General features: G+C 69.7%; 16 protein-coding genes and 1 tRNA gene. 7 read left to right on the top strand and 10 right to left on the bottom strand.

The annotated features are described in order from the left end of the window. Window positions 1-3: 3 nt before the first annotated feature. A complete protein-coding gene (locus NO998_RS12020; protein ID WP_267647453.1) occupies window positions 4-1,878 on the bottom strand; it encodes a flippase-like domain-containing protein in 1,875 nt (624 codons plus the stop codon). A gap of 211 nt (window positions 1,879-2,089) precedes the next feature. Here NO998_RS12020 and NO998_RS12015 point away from each other — a divergent pair, with 211 nt between their 5' ends. Next, on the top strand, window positions 2,090-2,341 hold the full coding sequence (locus NO998_RS12015) for a DUF7123 family protein (protein WP_267647451.1): 252 nt from the start codon (window positions 2,090-2,092) through the stop codon (window positions 2,339-2,341). Window position 2,342: 1 nt separating this feature from the next. On the opposite strand, the gene NO998_RS12010 is transcribed toward NO998_RS12015, so the two are convergent. Further along, window positions 2,343-2,639: a DUF7577 domain-containing protein gene (locus NO998_RS12010; RefSeq protein ID WP_267647450.1), complete on the bottom strand. Its 297-nt coding sequence runs from the start codon at window positions 2,637-2,639 to the stop codon at window positions 2,343-2,345. A 50-nt stretch (window positions 2,640-2,689) separates the two neighbouring features. Beyond that, the gene (locus tag NO998_RS12005; protein WP_267647449.1) at window positions 2,690-3,298 is read right to left on the bottom strand and encodes a winged helix-turn-helix transcriptional regulator; all 609 of its coding nucleotides are present in this window, start codon (window positions 3,296-3,298) and stop codon (window positions 2,690-2,692) included. A 226-nt stretch (window positions 3,299-3,524) separates the two neighbouring features. Between NO998_RS12005 and NO998_RS12000 the strand changes: the two genes are divergently transcribed. Together NO998_RS12000 and NO998_RS11995 are read left to right on the top strand one after the other, a co-directional pair. Beyond that, complete coding sequence (locus tag NO998_RS12000; RefSeq protein ID WP_267647448.1) at window positions 3,525-3,719, top strand: DUF7312 domain-containing protein; 195 nt, start codon at window positions 3,525-3,527, stop codon at window positions 3,717-3,719. A gap of 43 nt (window positions 3,720-3,762) precedes the next feature. Further along, complete coding sequence (locus NO998_RS11995) at window positions 3,763-4,674, top strand: PhzF family phenazine biosynthesis protein (protein WP_267647446.1); 912 nt, start codon at window positions 3,763-3,765, stop codon at window positions 4,672-4,674. Window positions 4,675-4,746: 72 nt separating this feature from the next. Here NO998_RS11995 and NO998_RS11990 read toward each other — a convergent pair whose 3' ends face one another. After that, window positions 4,747-4,917 (bottom strand): HVO_0758 family zinc finger protein, encoded by a 171-nt coding sequence (locus NO998_RS11990; RefSeq protein ID WP_267647445.1) that lies wholly within the window; start codon window positions 4,915-4,917, stop codon window positions 4,747-4,749. An 80-nt stretch (window positions 4,918-4,997) separates the two neighbouring features. Here NO998_RS11990 and NO998_RS11985 point away from each other — a divergent pair, with 80 nt between their 5' ends. Together NO998_RS11985 and NO998_RS11980 are read left to right on the top strand one after the other, a co-directional pair. After that, window positions 4,998-6,203, top strand: coding sequence for an MFS transporter (locus NO998_RS11985; protein ID WP_267647444.1), 1,206 nt, complete (start codon window positions 4,998-5,000; stop codon window positions 6,201-6,203). A 59-nt stretch (window positions 6,204-6,262) separates the two neighbouring features. Further along, window positions 6,263-7,444 carry a 3-dehydroquinate synthase II gene (locus tag NO998_RS11980; RefSeq protein ID WP_267647443.1) on the top strand — a complete coding sequence of 394 codons (1,182 nt, stop codon included), beginning with the start codon at window positions 6,263-6,265 and terminating at the stop codon, window positions 7,442-7,444. Window positions 7,445-7,724: 280 nt separating this feature from the next. On the opposite strand, the gene NO998_RS11975 is transcribed toward NO998_RS11980, so the two are convergent. The 3 genes from NO998_RS11975 to NO998_RS11965 all read right to left on the bottom strand — a co-directional run bounded on the left by NO998_RS11975 (window position 7,725) and on the right by NO998_RS11965 (window position 8,422). Next, window positions 7,725-7,806, bottom strand: a tRNA-Ser gene (locus NO998_RS11975). 27 nt (window positions 7,807-7,833) lie between these two features. Continuing rightward, the gene (locus NO998_RS11970) at window positions 7,834-8,040 is read right to left on the bottom strand and encodes a DUF7981 family protein (protein WP_267647442.1); all 207 of its coding nucleotides are present in this window, start codon (window positions 8,038-8,040) and stop codon (window positions 7,834-7,836) included. A gap of 1 nt (window position 8,041) precedes the next feature. After that, the gene (locus NO998_RS11965) at window positions 8,042-8,422 is read right to left on the bottom strand and encodes a Rid family detoxifying hydrolase (protein ID WP_267647441.1); all 381 of its coding nucleotides are present in this window, start codon (window positions 8,420-8,422) and stop codon (window positions 8,042-8,044) included. A gap of 87 nt (window positions 8,423-8,509) precedes the next feature. On the opposite strand from NO998_RS11965, the gene NO998_RS11960 reads away from it, so the two are divergent. Continuing rightward, window positions 8,510-9,394 (top strand): hypothetical protein, encoded by an 885-nt coding sequence (locus NO998_RS11960; protein ID WP_267647440.1) that lies wholly within the window; start codon window positions 8,510-8,512, stop codon window positions 9,392-9,394. Here NO998_RS11960 and ilvA read toward each other — a convergent pair. Next, on the bottom strand, window positions 9,391-10,602 hold the full coding sequence (gene ilvA, locus NO998_RS11955) for a threonine ammonia-lyase (RefSeq protein ID WP_267647439.1): 1,212 nt from the start codon (window positions 10,600-10,602) through the stop codon (window positions 9,391-9,393). The genes NO998_RS11960 and ilvA overlap by 4 nt on opposite strands. Window positions 10,603-10,787: 185 nt before the next feature. Then, window positions 10,788-11,219 carry a gamma-glutamylcyclotransferase family protein gene (locus tag NO998_RS11950; protein ID WP_267647438.1) on the bottom strand — a complete coding sequence of 144 codons (432 nt, stop codon included), beginning with the start codon at window positions 11,217-11,219 and terminating at the stop codon, window positions 10,788-10,790. Window positions 11,220-11,299: 80 nt separating this feature from the next. Between NO998_RS11950 and NO998_RS11945 the strand changes: the two genes are divergently transcribed. After that, the gene (locus tag NO998_RS11945) at window positions 11,300-12,508 is read left to right on the top strand and encodes a tRNA (guanine(10)-N(2))-dimethyltransferase (RefSeq protein WP_267647436.1); all 1,209 of its coding nucleotides are present in this window, start codon (window positions 11,300-11,302) and stop codon (window positions 12,506-12,508) included. Window positions 12,509-12,531: 23 nt separating this feature from the next. On the opposite strand, the gene NO998_RS11940 is transcribed toward NO998_RS11945, so the two are convergent. Continuing rightward, complete coding sequence (locus NO998_RS11940) at window positions 12,532-13,698, bottom strand: lycopene cyclase domain-containing protein (RefSeq protein ID WP_267647435.1); 1,167 nt, start codon at window positions 13,696-13,698, stop codon at window positions 12,532-12,534. Window positions 13,699-13,899: the final 201 nt, after the last annotated feature.

Below are 13,899 nucleotides of genomic sequence, written 5' to 3'. Positions count from 1 at the left end.
CCGTTACTGAGCGGTCGGCTCCTCGGCGTCCTCCACGTCCTCGGCCTCCTCGACCGCGGTCGTGAGCGAGACGTTGAGCGCGAGCATCGAGATCACGCCGCCGACGACGGTGACGGCGTTTTTCAGGAAGTGGTCGACGATGGCCGCGCCGAGCGCGACGGCAGTGGTGACGGGCGTGAGGCCGGCGACGAGCAGCGTGAACGCCGCCTCGTACAGCCCGACGCCGCCGGGGGTCAGCGGGATCACCTTCGCGAGGTTCCCCACCGAGACGGCGAAGAAACAGACCGTCACGAGCGTCGCAGTCGTGAGCCCGGGGTCGAACGCCTGCAACACGAGCACGGCCGTGAGCACGTCGAGCGTCCAGATGACGAGGCTGGAGGCGCCGACGCGGCCGAACGCCGCGGGGTTCCCGCCGACCTGCTGGACGTCGCCGACGAAGCGCTCCAGCACGCCCGCGACGAAGTCGGCGTAGGAGTCAGAGGAGAACCGCGTGACGATGGCGCGAACGCGGTTGGTGTCCGAACGCGCCGAGAGCACGATGCCCGCGACCGCGGCGATGGCGACGACGGCGACGCCGACGGCGACGATAACGGCGTAGCGGCCGCTCCGCGAGGCGCCGGTGATCGACTGAGCCACCCGGGCGAGGTCGCCCGTGGCCGCGTAGCCGAGCAGCACCGCGCCGGCCAGCAGCGTGATCGTGAGTAGGTCGAACACCCGCTCGGCCGCCAGCGACGCCAGCCCCGAGGGGTAGGGGATGCCGCGCCGGGCTTTCACCACGTAGGCTCGGACCGCGTCGCCGGCCCGGGCCGGGAACACGAGGTTGCCGGTCTGGGAGATGAACACCGCGCCGGTCAGGAAGCCGATCCGTTCGTCGAAGCCCAACTCCGCGAGGATGTCTCGGTAGCGGAGCCCCCTGAGCGGCCACGAGACGACGTAGACGGCGGTGGCGGCGGCGAGCAGCGTGGGGTCGGTCCGGCTGATCTGTTCGATCACCTCCCCGAAGTCGAGGTACTGCGTCGAGAGCGCCAGCGCGACGAACACCAACAGCGCGCTCGCGGCCAGCGTCACCCGGCGACTCAGCCGGGGCTGTACGGAAAGCTGCCACCACGTCCGGAGGATCTGGCTCCCCATGCCGAACACGTCCCGGACGAGGTCGACTTTCGAGTCGGCTTTCGGCTCCCAGTCGACGGGGAACTCCTTCACCTCGAAGCCCGCCCGCTGGGCGCGGACGAGCAGTTCAGTGTCCCAGAACCAGTGACGGTCCTCGACGTCCTCGTGGACGGTCTCGAAGACCTCCCGGGAGACGGCTTTGAACCCACACTGGTGGTCACGGAGGCCCGTCCGGAGGAACAGTCGGACGGCGCCGTTGTACCCCCGTGAGGGGATGCCGCGCTTCGCGGGGCGGTCGGCGACGTTCTCGGGCATCCAGCGCGAACCAGTCGCCACGTCAGCCTCGCCGGTGCGGACGGTGTTCACCAGCTCCTCCAGGTGCTTCATATCGGTCGCGAGGTCGGTGTCGAAGTAGACCAGCGTCTCGCCGTTGGCGGCCTCGAACGCCCGTTCGAGGGCGCCGCCGCGGCCCAGTCGCTCGTCGCTGTGGAAGTGCCGGACCGCCGGCAGTTCGGCTGTCAGCCGGTCGGCGATCTCGGGGGTGCGGTCGTCGCAGCCGTCCTCGGCGACGATGACTTCGAACGTACCGGGTCGGAGGAACGCGCCGAGCGTGTCGAGGGTGGTCCGGACCGTGTTCTCGATGGTCGCCTCCTCGTTGTACGCCGGGAGGACGACGCTGACCTCGACGGCGTCGGGGTCGAGGGCCGGCGCGGCGTCTTCCCCCGCCGCTGACTCGGCGGCGTCGCTCCCGTCGGCGGGGTCGCTCATGGCCGTGATTGGCCGGGGCGCGGGTAAGTAGCTTCTGAAGGGGCTTCTCCGGGGCGTCGACGCGGCGCCGGCGCGGGCGTTAGCCGACCGTACCGGGGCGGGCTCTCAGGGGGCGATCCACGGCCCGTTTTGGAGGCGAAACCGCACGACAGCGCCGGGATTAATCCGACGTACCAAACGCCTGAAGGGGGAACGGATACAGTACAGAACTATGAGTCACGCAGGCGTGTCGGCGGCGCCGGTCGACCTCTCGGAGAAACAGGCCCGTATCCTGAACCACCTGCGGGAGGCAGCCGTCGAACAGACGTACTTCAAGTCGCGGCTGGTCGCCGAGGACCTGGACATGACCGCCAAGGAGGTCGGGGCGAACATGCGGGCGCTGCTGTCGGCCGACCACGGCCTCGACATCGAGAAGTGGGGCTACTCCTCGGGGACGACGTGGAAGGTCACGCCCGCCGAGTAGGTCAGAGTCGCCGGGCGCAGCCCTGACAGTAGCGGTACGCCGGTTCGTTCTCCGTTCCACAGTTCCGACAGCGCAGCGTCCCGTCAGTCGCCGACTCAGAGCGGGCGGTCGCCGGCCCGCTGTCGCCGAGCTCCCGTCGGTAGGCCGCGCCGTCGTCGTCCTCGCCGCCCCAGATGTCCGCGCCGGTCACGTCGGGTGCTTCGTCGATCTCGATTCGGTCCATCATGAACCACAGCAGCGGCACTTGTGCCGCGATCGGAACGACGAGCAGCAGCCAGAGTACGAGGTTGTCTGGCATACGTGGGAATAGGTGTGAGTCTCCTTAGTCGTTCGGACGCCTCGGGTTCGTTAGGGGTCGTAGCTGATCAGCGCGGCGGCGTCGGCGGCCAGCGCGTCGGCGCCCGCGTCGAAGGAGTCGGCGTACCGGACCAGCAGGGTCAACAGCGTCTCCGGTTCGGCGAGCGTGTAGCCGTCCTCCCGGGAGAGCAAGCCGGCCGAGTCGAGCGCGGCGGCGTGGCTGCTGACGGTGGCTCGGGAGACGCCGAGTTCGTCGGCGAGGTCGGCGCCGGTGGCGTCGGGGTCACGGAGGAGCGCGATGACCATCCCGCGCGGCGTCGAACGCCGGAGGTAGCCGAGTGCGCGCTGTTCGAACTCCGAGAAGCGCTCGGCCGGGAAGAACCGGCGGTAGTCACCGTCCCGTCGGGAGACGATGGTGCCCTCCGAGAGCAGTCGTTCGACGTGGTGTTGGGTCTCACCGGTCCCCAACTGCAGGTCGTCGCGGAGTTTCGAGAAGTGGGCGCCCGGGGTGGCGGCGACGTAGCCGGCGATGGCGTTGCGGGTGTCGCTGCCGGCGTCGCCACCGCGCTCGCCACCCAGCGCGGCGAAGGGAGCGGCGGCGCCGGCGGCAGCGAACCGCTTGAGCGTCGCGCGCTTCTCCTCGTCGACTCCCCGTGTCACGCATCACAGTGGGTGGCTCCGGGACAAAGAGGTTTCGGCGAGGTGATACCGGGACCCACAGCGCACACCGACGGTGACCGTTCGCGGCGGGGAGTCGTCGGTACCGTGACGGAATCGGGTCCCGTCCCGGCCGCGACGCGAACGCGAGGTGACGGCGACGACGTAACCGAAACGGGGTGGGTCACACCCACAACTGCTTTCCGCTGCGCCGCCCTCCGTTCGACCGATGAGCGACTCCCGCGGCGCGGCCGCGAACGACGACGACGAGGAGTGGGCGATCAGCCTCGACGACCTCGGCGACGACGGGGAGCGCCCCCCCGAACGCGAACCCATCGAACCGGGCTCCCCGACGATAGAGGGGGTCGCGTTCGTCGTCCTCGGCGTCGCCCTGACCCTCGCCGTGGTGTTCGCCGGACTCTGAGCCACCCCGCCACGACTAAACCGGGCCGGCCCGAGATTCGGGCATGGAGAGCTACCGGACGCTGCTCGTCGATGCCTTCACCACGGAGCCGTTGACGGGCAACGCCGCCGGGGTAGTGCCCGACGCCGACGGACTGAGCGAACAGCAGATGCAGGCGGTCGCCCGCGAGCTATCGGTCTCGGAGACGGCCTTCCTCTTCCCCTCCGAGGAGGCCGACCGGAAGGTCCGGTACTTCACCCCAACACAGGAAGTCGACCTCTGTGGTCACGCGACCATCGCCGCCCACGGCGCCCTGTTCGACGACGGCGTCATCGACGCCGGCAGCTACACCCTCGAGACGCCGGTGGGCGTGCTGGACATCGATGTGACCGAGACGGGCGCAGTGTGGATGACCCAGAACGCCCCCCAAATCTTCGAGGTCGAGTTCGACTACGAGGAGGCCGGCGAGGCCCTCGGGATCGACCCCGACGCGTTCCGGGACGTGGGCGCCGACCTCCCGCCGGCGTACGCCTCGACCGGGCTACCGTTCCTCATGCTCCCGGTGAACTTCCTCCAGCACCTCTCGTCGATGGACCCCGACATGGACGCCGTCGAGGCGCTGGCCGACAAGCACGACACCGAGGGCGTCTACGTGTTCACCTTCGACGCCGTCGGCCGCAGTCAGGACTCCACCCTCCACGGGCGGGCGTTCGTCCCCGGCCTCGGCGTCGACGAGGACCCCGTGACCGGGACGGCCTCGGGTGCCTGTGGCGCGTACCTCGATCACTTCGCGGCGTTCGACGACGAGTTCCCCGAGCGCATGACCTTCGAGCAGGGGCACTTCCTCGACCGTCCGGGCTACGTCGGCGTGCGCGTCGACGGCCGGACGGTGCAGGTCGGCGGCGACGCGGTCGTGTCGCTGGACGGGTCGCTGACGGTGCCGGAGTTCGAAGAAGACGAGATCATCGAGGCGTAGTCGGTCGCGTCGACGAAACAGAACGGGTTGCCGGTATGGCGCGTACGCCGTTACGGCGAGCGAGCCGGCAAGTCAGGGCAGTTCCTTCCACTCCCTCCCACAGTCGGGACATTTCCGCACGTTGAACACCTCGTCCGGGGAGTTCTCCGTCGCGAGCGCCTTCTCACACTCGGCACAGTTGAGGCGTTCGTAGGTGTCCTTGTAGAGGTCGCCGCCGCGCAGGCCCTTGCGAGTGCTTTCCATGCCCCCGCTTGGGGAGCGAACCCTAAAAGGCCCCGCACGGAGTCGGAACCCTTGAACCACCCCACAGCCAACCGACTCGTGTGTCACGTTCCCGGCTGTTCGGTGCGCTCTGCGGGCAGGCGTTCCTCGTCAACTTCGTGCGGGTCGTTATCGCGCCGCTGGTGAGCGTCTTCATCGCCACCTTCGGCGTCGGCGAGGGGACGGCGGGTCTCGTCGCCTCCGCAGCGTGGATCGGCAGCGCCCTCCCCCGAATCCCGACCGGCTACCTGCTCACCAAAGTCTCGCGGCTGACGGTCGTACTGGCCGCGGGGCTCGTCCTCGCCGTCGGCGCCGCCGTCGCCGCGGCGGCGACCAGCGTCGGGCTACTGATCCTCGGCGCGGGGCTCGCGGGGCTGGCCTCCGGGCTCTACTTCGTCACCGGCAACACACTCATCAGCGAACTGTTCCCCGCCCGCGTCGGGCGGATGCTCGGCATCCACGGCACCGCCAACCAGGTCGCCGCGGCCGTCGCCGCGCCGGTCGTGACGGTCGTACTCGGTCGGACCGTCGACTGGACGCCGCTACTGACCGCGCTGGGACTGCCCGACGAGGCGTGGCGGGTCGTGTTCCTCGGACTGGCGGTGAGCGGGCTGTTGATCACCGCGGTCACGTTCGTGCTCTCGCGGGGCGTCGACTTCCCCGACGCCGGGGCCGACGACCGTGACCTCGTCGGTGCCGCGCGGGCGGAGTACCGGACGGTACTGCTCGGCGTCGCCGTGATGGGCACACTCGGCTTCGCGTGGCAGGGCGTGTTCAACTTCTACGAACTGTTCATGGAGTCCCGCGGCGTCCCGTCAGCGCTCGCGCGGAACTCCCTCACGCTGGTGTTCGCCGCCGGCGTGCCCGCGTTCGCCATCAGCGGCTGGCTCGCCGACCGACTGCCACAGCGTGAGTACATGCTCGGCGTCGCCGCGACGTTCGTCGTGCTCGTGTTGGTGCTGACGTTCGTGCCGGGTACCGCCCCGCTGCTCGTGCTGTCGGCGGTGCTCGGCTACACCGTCCACAGCCTCTTCCCCGCGATGGACACCTATCTGCTCGACACGCTGCCGTCGCACAACCGCGCCAGCGCCTACGCGGTGTACAGCGGCGTCATGATGCTCGCACAGGCCCCCGGCTCGTGGTTCGTCGGGACGCTCGCCGAGGCGGGCGTCCCCTACGAGACGACGTTCCGTGGCCTGGCGCTCGCTGTCGGGGTCGTAGTCGTCGCCCTGCTCGCCCTCGGCCGGGCGGGGCGACTGCCGGAGTAGTTCCTGCGCGCTTTACACCATCCGCCACGTTCAAGCCGCCTGCCTCTGAGAGTCCGGACATGACGCGTTCGGTCTGGCTGAAAGCCGACGACACCGTCGGCGACTGGGAGGCACGGAAACGACGGATCACCGCTGGGCTCGAGGCCGGCGTCGACTGGGTGCTGGTCGACGAGGCCGACGTGGGCCGGGTCCGCGAACTGGGGAGCGTGAACGTCGCCGCGTTCAAGGACGCCGGCGAACCCGGCGAGGAGATCGTCGACGCGAGCCGCGACACCGATCCGGACATCTACGTCGTCGGCAAGGGGGGCGAGGGCGACGGTACCGTCGACCTCCCTTCTGACTTCTCTGGCTCCGCCGACCTCACCACCCTGCGCCGCTCGGACAACCGCGCACAGGGGTCGTACGTTCGCGTGTTCGACGAGGACTACGAGGAGTTCGCGGAAACCGCCGCCCGCGACGCCGAGTACACCATCGTCGCCACCGAGGACTGGGACATCATCCCGCTCGAGAACCTCATCGCCCGCGTCGGCGACGAGACGAACCTCGTGGCCGGCGTCGACGACGCCGACGCCGCCGCGACGGCCTTCGAGACGCTCGAGATCGGCGTCGACGACGTGCTGCTCGACACCGACGATCCGGACGTGATCCGCCAGACCGTCGAGGTTCGGGACCGCAGCGAACGCGAACGACTCGACATGCGCTACGCCGAGATCCAGCGCGTCGAGGAGACCGGCGGCGCCGACCGGGTCTGCATCGACACCGGGTCGCTTCTGGAGGACGACGAGGGGATGCTCGTCGGCTCGCTCTCCCGCGGTCTCTTCTTCGTCCACGGCGAAACCGCCGACTCGCCGTACGTCGCCTCGCGACCGTTCCGCGTGAACGCCGGCGCTGTTCACGCCTACGTCCGCACCCCCGAGGGCGAGACGAAGTACCTCGCGGAACTGCAGTCGGGCGACCGCGTGCAAATCGCCGACACGGCGGGCCACACCCGCGAAGCCATCGTCGGCCGTGTGAAAATCGAGAAGCGCCCGATGTTCCGCGTGCAGGCCGAAGTCGAGACCGAGGACGGCCCCGACGTGGTTGAGACGCTGCTCCAGAACGCCGAGACGGTGAAGGTGCCGACGAAGGAGGGCCGGAAGGCCGTGACCGATCTGGAGCCGGGCGACGAAGTGCTGATCTACTACGAGGCGGGCGGCCGGCACTTCGGCGAGAAGGTTGAGGAGAGCATCATCGAGAAGTAAGTTCGATCGGTCGTTTTTGAGCGGTTTTTCGAGTGTTTGGGACGGCGACAGCAGGACTACCGTTGGCCCATTGTGCCACACCGCCCCGTACAGCCCACGCCCTCCCCAGCCGATTCGCTCCCGTATGGTCGCCCATCCCTCGCGCCTGCTCGCGGACGGAGCCGCTCGCGTTTCGCGCCGACACCGTCGCTGCGGTGCGGTCACAAGTGGTCATGCTCGCTCCGCGGTCACGTTCGCGGTCGCCGGAGCGGTGGCTTCGAAGGTAGCGGATCGACAGAAACGCCAGGACTGGGATTTGAACCCAGAATCCCGGAAGGGAACACGCTTTCCAGGCGTGCGCCTTACCGTTCGGCCATCCTGGCTCGCCCGAACGTACCGCCCTGTCGGGGTTAAGTCCTTCCTTTCTGTTGGAGCCGGTACTCGGTCAGGTACGCCGTAGCGGCCGTCAATGCGCCGACGCCGACCGCGACGGCGGCGACCGCGGGGATCGAGACCGGGAGCGGCCCGGCCAGCAGTTGGTAGCCCTGCACCGCCGCGAGGAACGCCAGTAGCCCGACCGCACCCCACAGCAGCGCCGACTTGACGCGGGGCCGCACCTCACTCGAGGCTGACGACGGCCTCGATCTCGACGCCGACGCCCTTCGGGAGCGCGCCGGCCTGCACGGCGCTCCGGGCCGGCGGCTCGTCGTCGAAGAAGCCCGCGTACGTCTCGTTCATCTCGTCGAAATCGTCGATGTCCGCGAGGAACACCGTCGTCTTGAGCACGTCGCCCATCGACGCGCCGGCCTCCTCGACGATGGCCTGCACGTTCGAGAGCGACTGTTCGGCCTGCGTGGCGATGTCCTCGTCGTCGAGGAGTTCGCCGTCGGGTGTTAGCGGGATCTGACCCGCCGTGAACAGCACGTCGCCGTTGGTCGTCGCCTGGCTGTAGGCGCCCACTGCTTCGGGAGCGTCGTCGGTGTGGATGGTCTCTTTCACGCCCGGGGCTCGGCGCGGCCGGACCTTAATTCCTCCCGACCCGCTGCGGGGCGACGCTTGAAGTGCGATGGCGCCGCACCTGACGACGTGACGCGAACGACCCGCGCCCGCCGAACCCTCGCCGGGGCGGCGGCACTCCTGTTGGCCCTCCTCGCGGTCGGTCTCGCCCGCGCCCGGAGGCGCGGGAGCGAGGTCCCGCTCTCACCGATCACCGCCGACTGGTACGTCGGCCCGAACTTCGTCGAACGGCGCGGCATCCACACCGGCGACGAGCCAGCCGGCGAGGTCGACGACACCGCCCACTTCGCCGGCGAATCGTTCGATCCGACGCGACTCCACCCCGAGGTGCGGCGCTTCTACGAACGGACCGCCGACTACGAGATGCGCTACCGGGCGACGTGGCACCGACCGTTTCGGACCGGCGCCGCCGCCGCGAGCCACCTAACGAGCCGGGTCGAGCAGTTGAACCTGCCCGGCCCGGGCGAGGAGGACTGGCATCGGCTGGAGAGTCGGTTTCTGGATGTCGCAGAGCCGGGATCGGTCACGATCGACGCCGACCCCGACGAACCGGCCCGTGAGGACGTTCGGGCGTGGGTCCGCACTGACCCCGAAACGGCCGAGGCCGTGTTCGTCGCGCTCTACGCGACCCACCACCGCGACGGCGAGGGGTTCGTGAACATCTCGGTGCCAGTCCCCGTCGGCGGCGTCGATACCGTGTTGCGGCCGGAGCATCTGGCCATCGACGCCAGCGACGATGACGACCGAACCGGGATCCGCCTGACGACTGAGTCCGCGGGCGATCCGGGGCTGTACCTCCGGACGCCGCTGGGAGCGTTCGAGGCCCCGGCCGGGCAAACGTTCGAGGTGTGGCCGGCCGAGGGGGACGACGACGCCGACCTTCGGGCGACTCACGAGATGTGGCTCGCCGGAGCGACCTTCCTCACCGTGGAGTACGAGATCGAACGCGCCTAGACGAGCGTCTCGACTTCGTAACCGTGGGCTTCGAGCGCGGCGATGAGTTCGTCGACGTGGTCGTGACCCTGGGTCTCTAAGTCCATCACGACCTCGGCGGCGTTCATCGCGATGTCCCGGGAGGTCCGGTCGTGGCTGATGCCGTAGATGTTCGCGTTCTGCTCGGCGACGATCCCGACGAGCCGCTGGAGGGAGCCGGGGTTGTCCTTGAGTTCGGTGCGGATCTTGATGTAGCGGCCCATCTGGACCAGCCCGCGCATCACCACCGTGGTGAGGTCGTTGAGGTCGATGTTCCCGCCACAGAGCGCGGGCACGATGACCTCGTCGTCCGCGTACTCGAACGCCTCGGAGAGCACGGCCGCCATCGCGACCGCGCCAGCCCCCTCGACCATGGTCTTCGACCGTTCGAGCAGGTAGGTCAGCGCGAGCGCGATCTCGTTGTCGCTCACGGTCACCACCTCGTCGACGCGCTGCTGGATGATCTCCCACGGTCGCTCGCCGACCGAGCGGGTGGCGATCCCGTCGGCGATGGTGTCAACGGACTCGATCTCCTGCCTGACGCCCTTCTTCAGCGAGTCGGCGACGCTGGAGGCGCCCTCGGCCTGCACACCGATCACGCGAACGTCGTCGAGTGACTCCTTCAGCGCCGTCGAGATACCGGAGATCAGGCCGCCGCCGCCGATCGGGACGACGACGGTGTCGACCTCGGGACACTGTTCGACGATTTCGAGGCCGATCGTCCCCTGGCCGGCCATCACGTACTCGTCGTCGAAGGCGTGGACGTAGGTTCGACCCTCCGACGCCTCGAGTTCGTGGGCGCGGTCCTGTGCGTCGTTGTAGTCCGCCCCGTACAGCACGACCTCGCCGCCGTAGGCCCGAGTGGCTTCGACCTTGGCGATCGGCGCGTGTTCGGGCATGACGATCTTGGCGTCGACGCCCGCCCGCGTCGCCGCGAGTGCGACGCCCTGTGCGTGGTTGCCCGCGCTGGCGGTGATGACACCGGCTTCCTTCTCGGCCTCGGTGAGCGTGGCGATCCGGTTGATCGCCCCCCGGATCTTGAACGAGCCGGTGCGCTGGAAGTTCTCCAGTTTCGGCCGCACGTCGGCGCCGGTCATCCGAGAGAAACTGTGGGAGAACTCGAGGGGCGTCAGGCGGGCCACCTCGTCGACCCGGTCGCGGGCCGCCTCCACGTCGGCGAGTGAGAGCATACCCCCGGGAATCCGCCGGCCGCGGCTAAGGAGTTTCGGTGCGAGCGGGGAAAGGGGGAAAGGGGGAGCACGCGCGTCACCTGCGTGCACTCTCCCCTTGGCCACGGACCGGTATAAGGATACGCAGACCACGGTGTAAGTGAAGAGTGGGGAGAGGAGCGACGAAGCGCCCGTATTCGAGAACCTTACTGTGGTCGAACACGAACACCGTTGGCTCGGACGTACTCGCTCACGCGGGCCGGGAAGTCGGTGTCAACCGTGTCGCCCCCGCCGCCGACTGCCGGCCAGTCCACCTCGTCGGCGACGCCGAGTCTGTCCGGTCGACCGACGTAGACGGCCGCCTCCTCCGGGAGTCCCGCGTCGTCGTCCGGCGAGACGACCGGGACCGATACGCGCACGTAGAGCCCGTCGTCGACGCCCTCGTAGGCGTCGAGCGCGTCGGTGTCGTCGGTGCGGAGCAGTCGCCCGCCGGTCTGGCCGCCGGGGGCGAGCGTCGGGTACGCCCCCTGGACGGGGTGCAGGCCCGAGAGCACCGCCGAGCCGAGGAAGGCGTACGAATCGACGAGCGAGGCGACCCGCTCCGGCTCGGTCAGCGTGCCGTAGACGAACACGTCCATGGGACCGCTTGGCACCCCGGGCCCAAAGCGGCGTCGCCCCGAACGCAACCGCTTTCCGGACCGGCCGACCAGATTTCCCCATGCGCGTGAGCGAGGGCGACGTGACCGTCGAGGCGCCCGATCCGCGGGACGCGAGCAGCGAGGGCGCCGGCGACGCGGTCTTCTTCAACCCCGAGATGGAGCTGAACCGCGACGTGACCGTCGCGGTGCTGCGGGCGTTCGCCGAGCGGACCGACGGCGGCGCGGCGAACCTCGGCGGGAGCGGGCTGGCGCGGAACGGCGACGCGCTCGGCGCCGACGCCGACGAGCGCACGTTCTCGTACCTCGACGCCACGAGCGCCACCGGCGTGCGTGCAGCCCGGGCGGCGAAGGTCGGCTACGACGTGACCGCCGCCGACGTGGACCCCGACGCCGTCGAACTGGCCCGCGAGAACCTCGCCCTGAACGACCTGCCCGGCGAGGCCGTCGAGGCCGACGCGAACGTCCTCATGCATCAGGAGCGCTTCGACGTGGTCGATCTTGACCCGTTCGGGACGCCGATGCCGTTTGCCGACGCCGCCGTCGCCGGCACCCGGAAGCTGCTCTGTGTGACCGCGACCGATACGGCGCCGCTCTGTGGCGCCCACTTCGACTCGGGGGTACGAAAGTACGACACGGTCCCCCGGAACACCGACTTCCACCGCGAGATGGGCCTCCGGGTCCTCATCGGCGCGATGGCACGTGTCGCCGCCCGCCGGGACGTGGCGGTGGAGCCGATCTGTTCGCACGCGACGCGGCACTACGCCCGGACGTACCTCGAAGTGACCCACCGGGCGACGGCCGCGGACAAGGCGCTGCAGTGGCTCGGCTTCGTCTACCACTGCGAGGACTGTCTCTACCGCGAGCACGAGTACGGCCGGATCGCCCATCCCCCCGATGACTGCCCGAACTGCGGCTCGGCGCGCTGTTCGGCGGCCGGACCGATCTGGCTCGGCCCCGTCGCCGACAGCGAGTTCGTCGACGCCGCCGCCGCCGAAGTCCGGCCGAACATGGGCGAGTGGCAGCGTGCCAGCGAACTGCTGGAGACGCTGAGCGGCGAACTCGACACGCCGAGCCACTACGACCAACACCGCCTCTGCAAGCAGTGGGGCGCACCGGCGAACAAGCTGGAGACGTTCCTCGACGACCTGCGGGACGCCGGCTTCTCGGCGAGCAGGGCGCACTACGGCGGGACCTGTTTCAAGACCGACGCGGACGTGAGCGAGATCCGGGAAGCGGCGGAACCACCCGCGGCGAGCGAACGGGAGTGACGACGGTCACGACCGAGTAGCGTTCAGTCCTCCCACGGGTTGACCGTCTCGTGGATCCCCAGCACCAGCGCCGGCACCACGATCATGAAGATGTGCTCCTCCAGCGGGATTCCGAGCAGTTCGATCCCGGTCCGCATCGGGATGGCGAACACACCCACTTCCAGCGTGTACCAGTCCCAGACGTACGCGATGGGGTAGAGCGCTGGGATCGTGCGAGCGGCCCGGCGGAGCGCACCGTCGCCCGCCCGGACCAGCAGCGCGACCGCGGCGGCGCCGAAGACGACCTCCGTGGCGAGGTAGGTGTACGGCCCGAGGACGGTGATGTCCGGCAGCGGCACGCCCGCGAGCGGTTCGAAGAAGACCGCGATCAGGAGTACCGCGAGGAACAGGTACGCGCCGCGGACGAGGAGCATCGTCGCCGTCCGGGGGTCCCGGCGCACCGCGATGGCGGCGACGGCGCCGAAAACCAGACTCGCGGCGGGCGCGGCCGGCGGGAGCGTCCCGACGATGGTGAGCGGGACCACCGCGAACAGGCCGACGCCGAGCAGTGCGACCGCCAGCGACCGTGATCGCTCGGGGCCGAGTACGACGGCGACGGTGTGTTTCTCGATGGAGCGGTCGTAGTCGTAGTCCTGCGCGTCGTCGATGATCTTCACGCCCGCGAGGACCGTCACGAGCACCGCCGCGAGCGCGAGCGGTCGCGCGGCGAGCCCACCGGTCTGAGCCGCGTATCCCGTGAGCAGACAGAGCCCGATACCGACGGGGTAGCCCAGCGTCGTCGTCACGGGGTTGGTGTCGAACTGCGGCGCGTGGAGGTAGCCGATGACCCACATCGGCGCCGCGAACGCGACGGCGACGGGGCTGGCGAGGAGTGCGAGCACGACGAGACAGACGAGGAACCCCGCTGTGGCGCCGGCGAGGCCGATGTGACAGCCCCGGACGGTCAGCGGATGGTCGTCGTCCTCGCCACGGTGGTGGAAGTCGACGTAGCCGTCCTTCACGTGGGCGGTGTAGACGGCGAAGAAGGCCGCGCCGGCGGCGACGAGCGCGGTCGGCGGGTCGAAGGGTCCCGCGAGCGCCGCGCCGAACAGCGCCGTCGCAACCGGCGGCAGCATGAACACCGGGTGGACCTGCGAGGCGTAGGCGCTGAGGAGGGCGCCGGGACCGCTCCCGTGACGGGCGATGGCCATGGTCCGTGTTAGGAGGGAACATTCATAAGTGGAACGACGGGTTCGGCCCGCGGCTACTTGGCGCTGCTGCGTCGCGGCGGGGTTCGGTCCCGAGGCGGGGTGACCGGCCGTGGCCCGTGCTGTCGACGCCCTCCGTCGTCGGCCGGCGGTGATCACGGAGCGGTCGAGCGGGGAGCGAGCGCCGGTCCCGTCACGGCCCCG

The organism is Halolamina litorea, assembly GCF_026616205.1.
GTDB lineage: Archaea > Halobacteriota > Halobacteria > Halobacteriales > Haloferacaceae > Halolamina > Halolamina litorea.
Note: the sequence above shows the minus strand (reverse complement) of the source record. Positions and strands in the feature narration are given on the sequence as shown.

Bases quoted from the DNA above. Each gene is read 5' to 3' on its own strand.
- NO998_RS12020 (WP_267647453.1), bottom strand. From the start codon at position 1,878: ATGAGCGACCCCGCCGACGGGAGCGACGCCGCCGAGTCAGCGGCGGGG.
- NO998_RS12015 (WP_267647451.1), top strand. From the start codon at position 2,090: ATGAGTCACGCAGGCGTGTCGGCGGCGCCGGTCGACCTCTCGGAGAAA.
- NO998_RS12010 (WP_267647450.1), bottom strand. From the start codon at position 2,639: ATGCCAGACAACCTCGTACTCTGGCTGCTGCTCGTCGTTCCGATCGCG.
- NO998_RS12000 (WP_267647448.1), top strand. From the start codon at position 3,525: ATGAGCGACTCCCGCGGCGCGGCCGCGAACGACGACGACGAGGAGTGG.
- NO998_RS11995 (WP_267647446.1), top strand. From the start codon at position 3,763: ATGGAGAGCTACCGGACGCTGCTCGTCGATGCCTTCACCACGGAGCCG.
- NO998_RS11990 (WP_267647445.1), bottom strand. From the start codon at position 4,917: ATGGAAAGCACTCGCAAGGGCCTGCGCGGCGGCGACCTCTACAAGGAC.
- NO998_RS11980 (WP_267647443.1), top strand. From the start codon at position 6,263: ATGACGCGTTCGGTCTGGCTGAAAGCCGACGACACCGTCGGCGACTGG.
- ilvA (WP_267647439.1), bottom strand. From the start codon at position 10,602: ATGCTCTCACTCGCCGACGTGGAGGCGGCCCGCGACCGGGTCGACGAG.
- NO998_RS11950 (WP_267647438.1), bottom strand. From the start codon at position 11,219: ATGGACGTGTTCGTCTACGGCACGCTGACCGAGCCGGAGCGGGTCGCC.
- NO998_RS11945 (WP_267647436.1), top strand. From the start codon at position 11,300: ATGCGCGTGAGCGAGGGCGACGTGACCGTCGAGGCGCCCGATCCGCGG.
- NO998_RS11940 (WP_267647435.1), bottom strand. From the start codon at position 13,698: ATGGCCATCGCCCGTCACGGGAGCGGTCCCGGCGCCCTCCTCAGCGCC.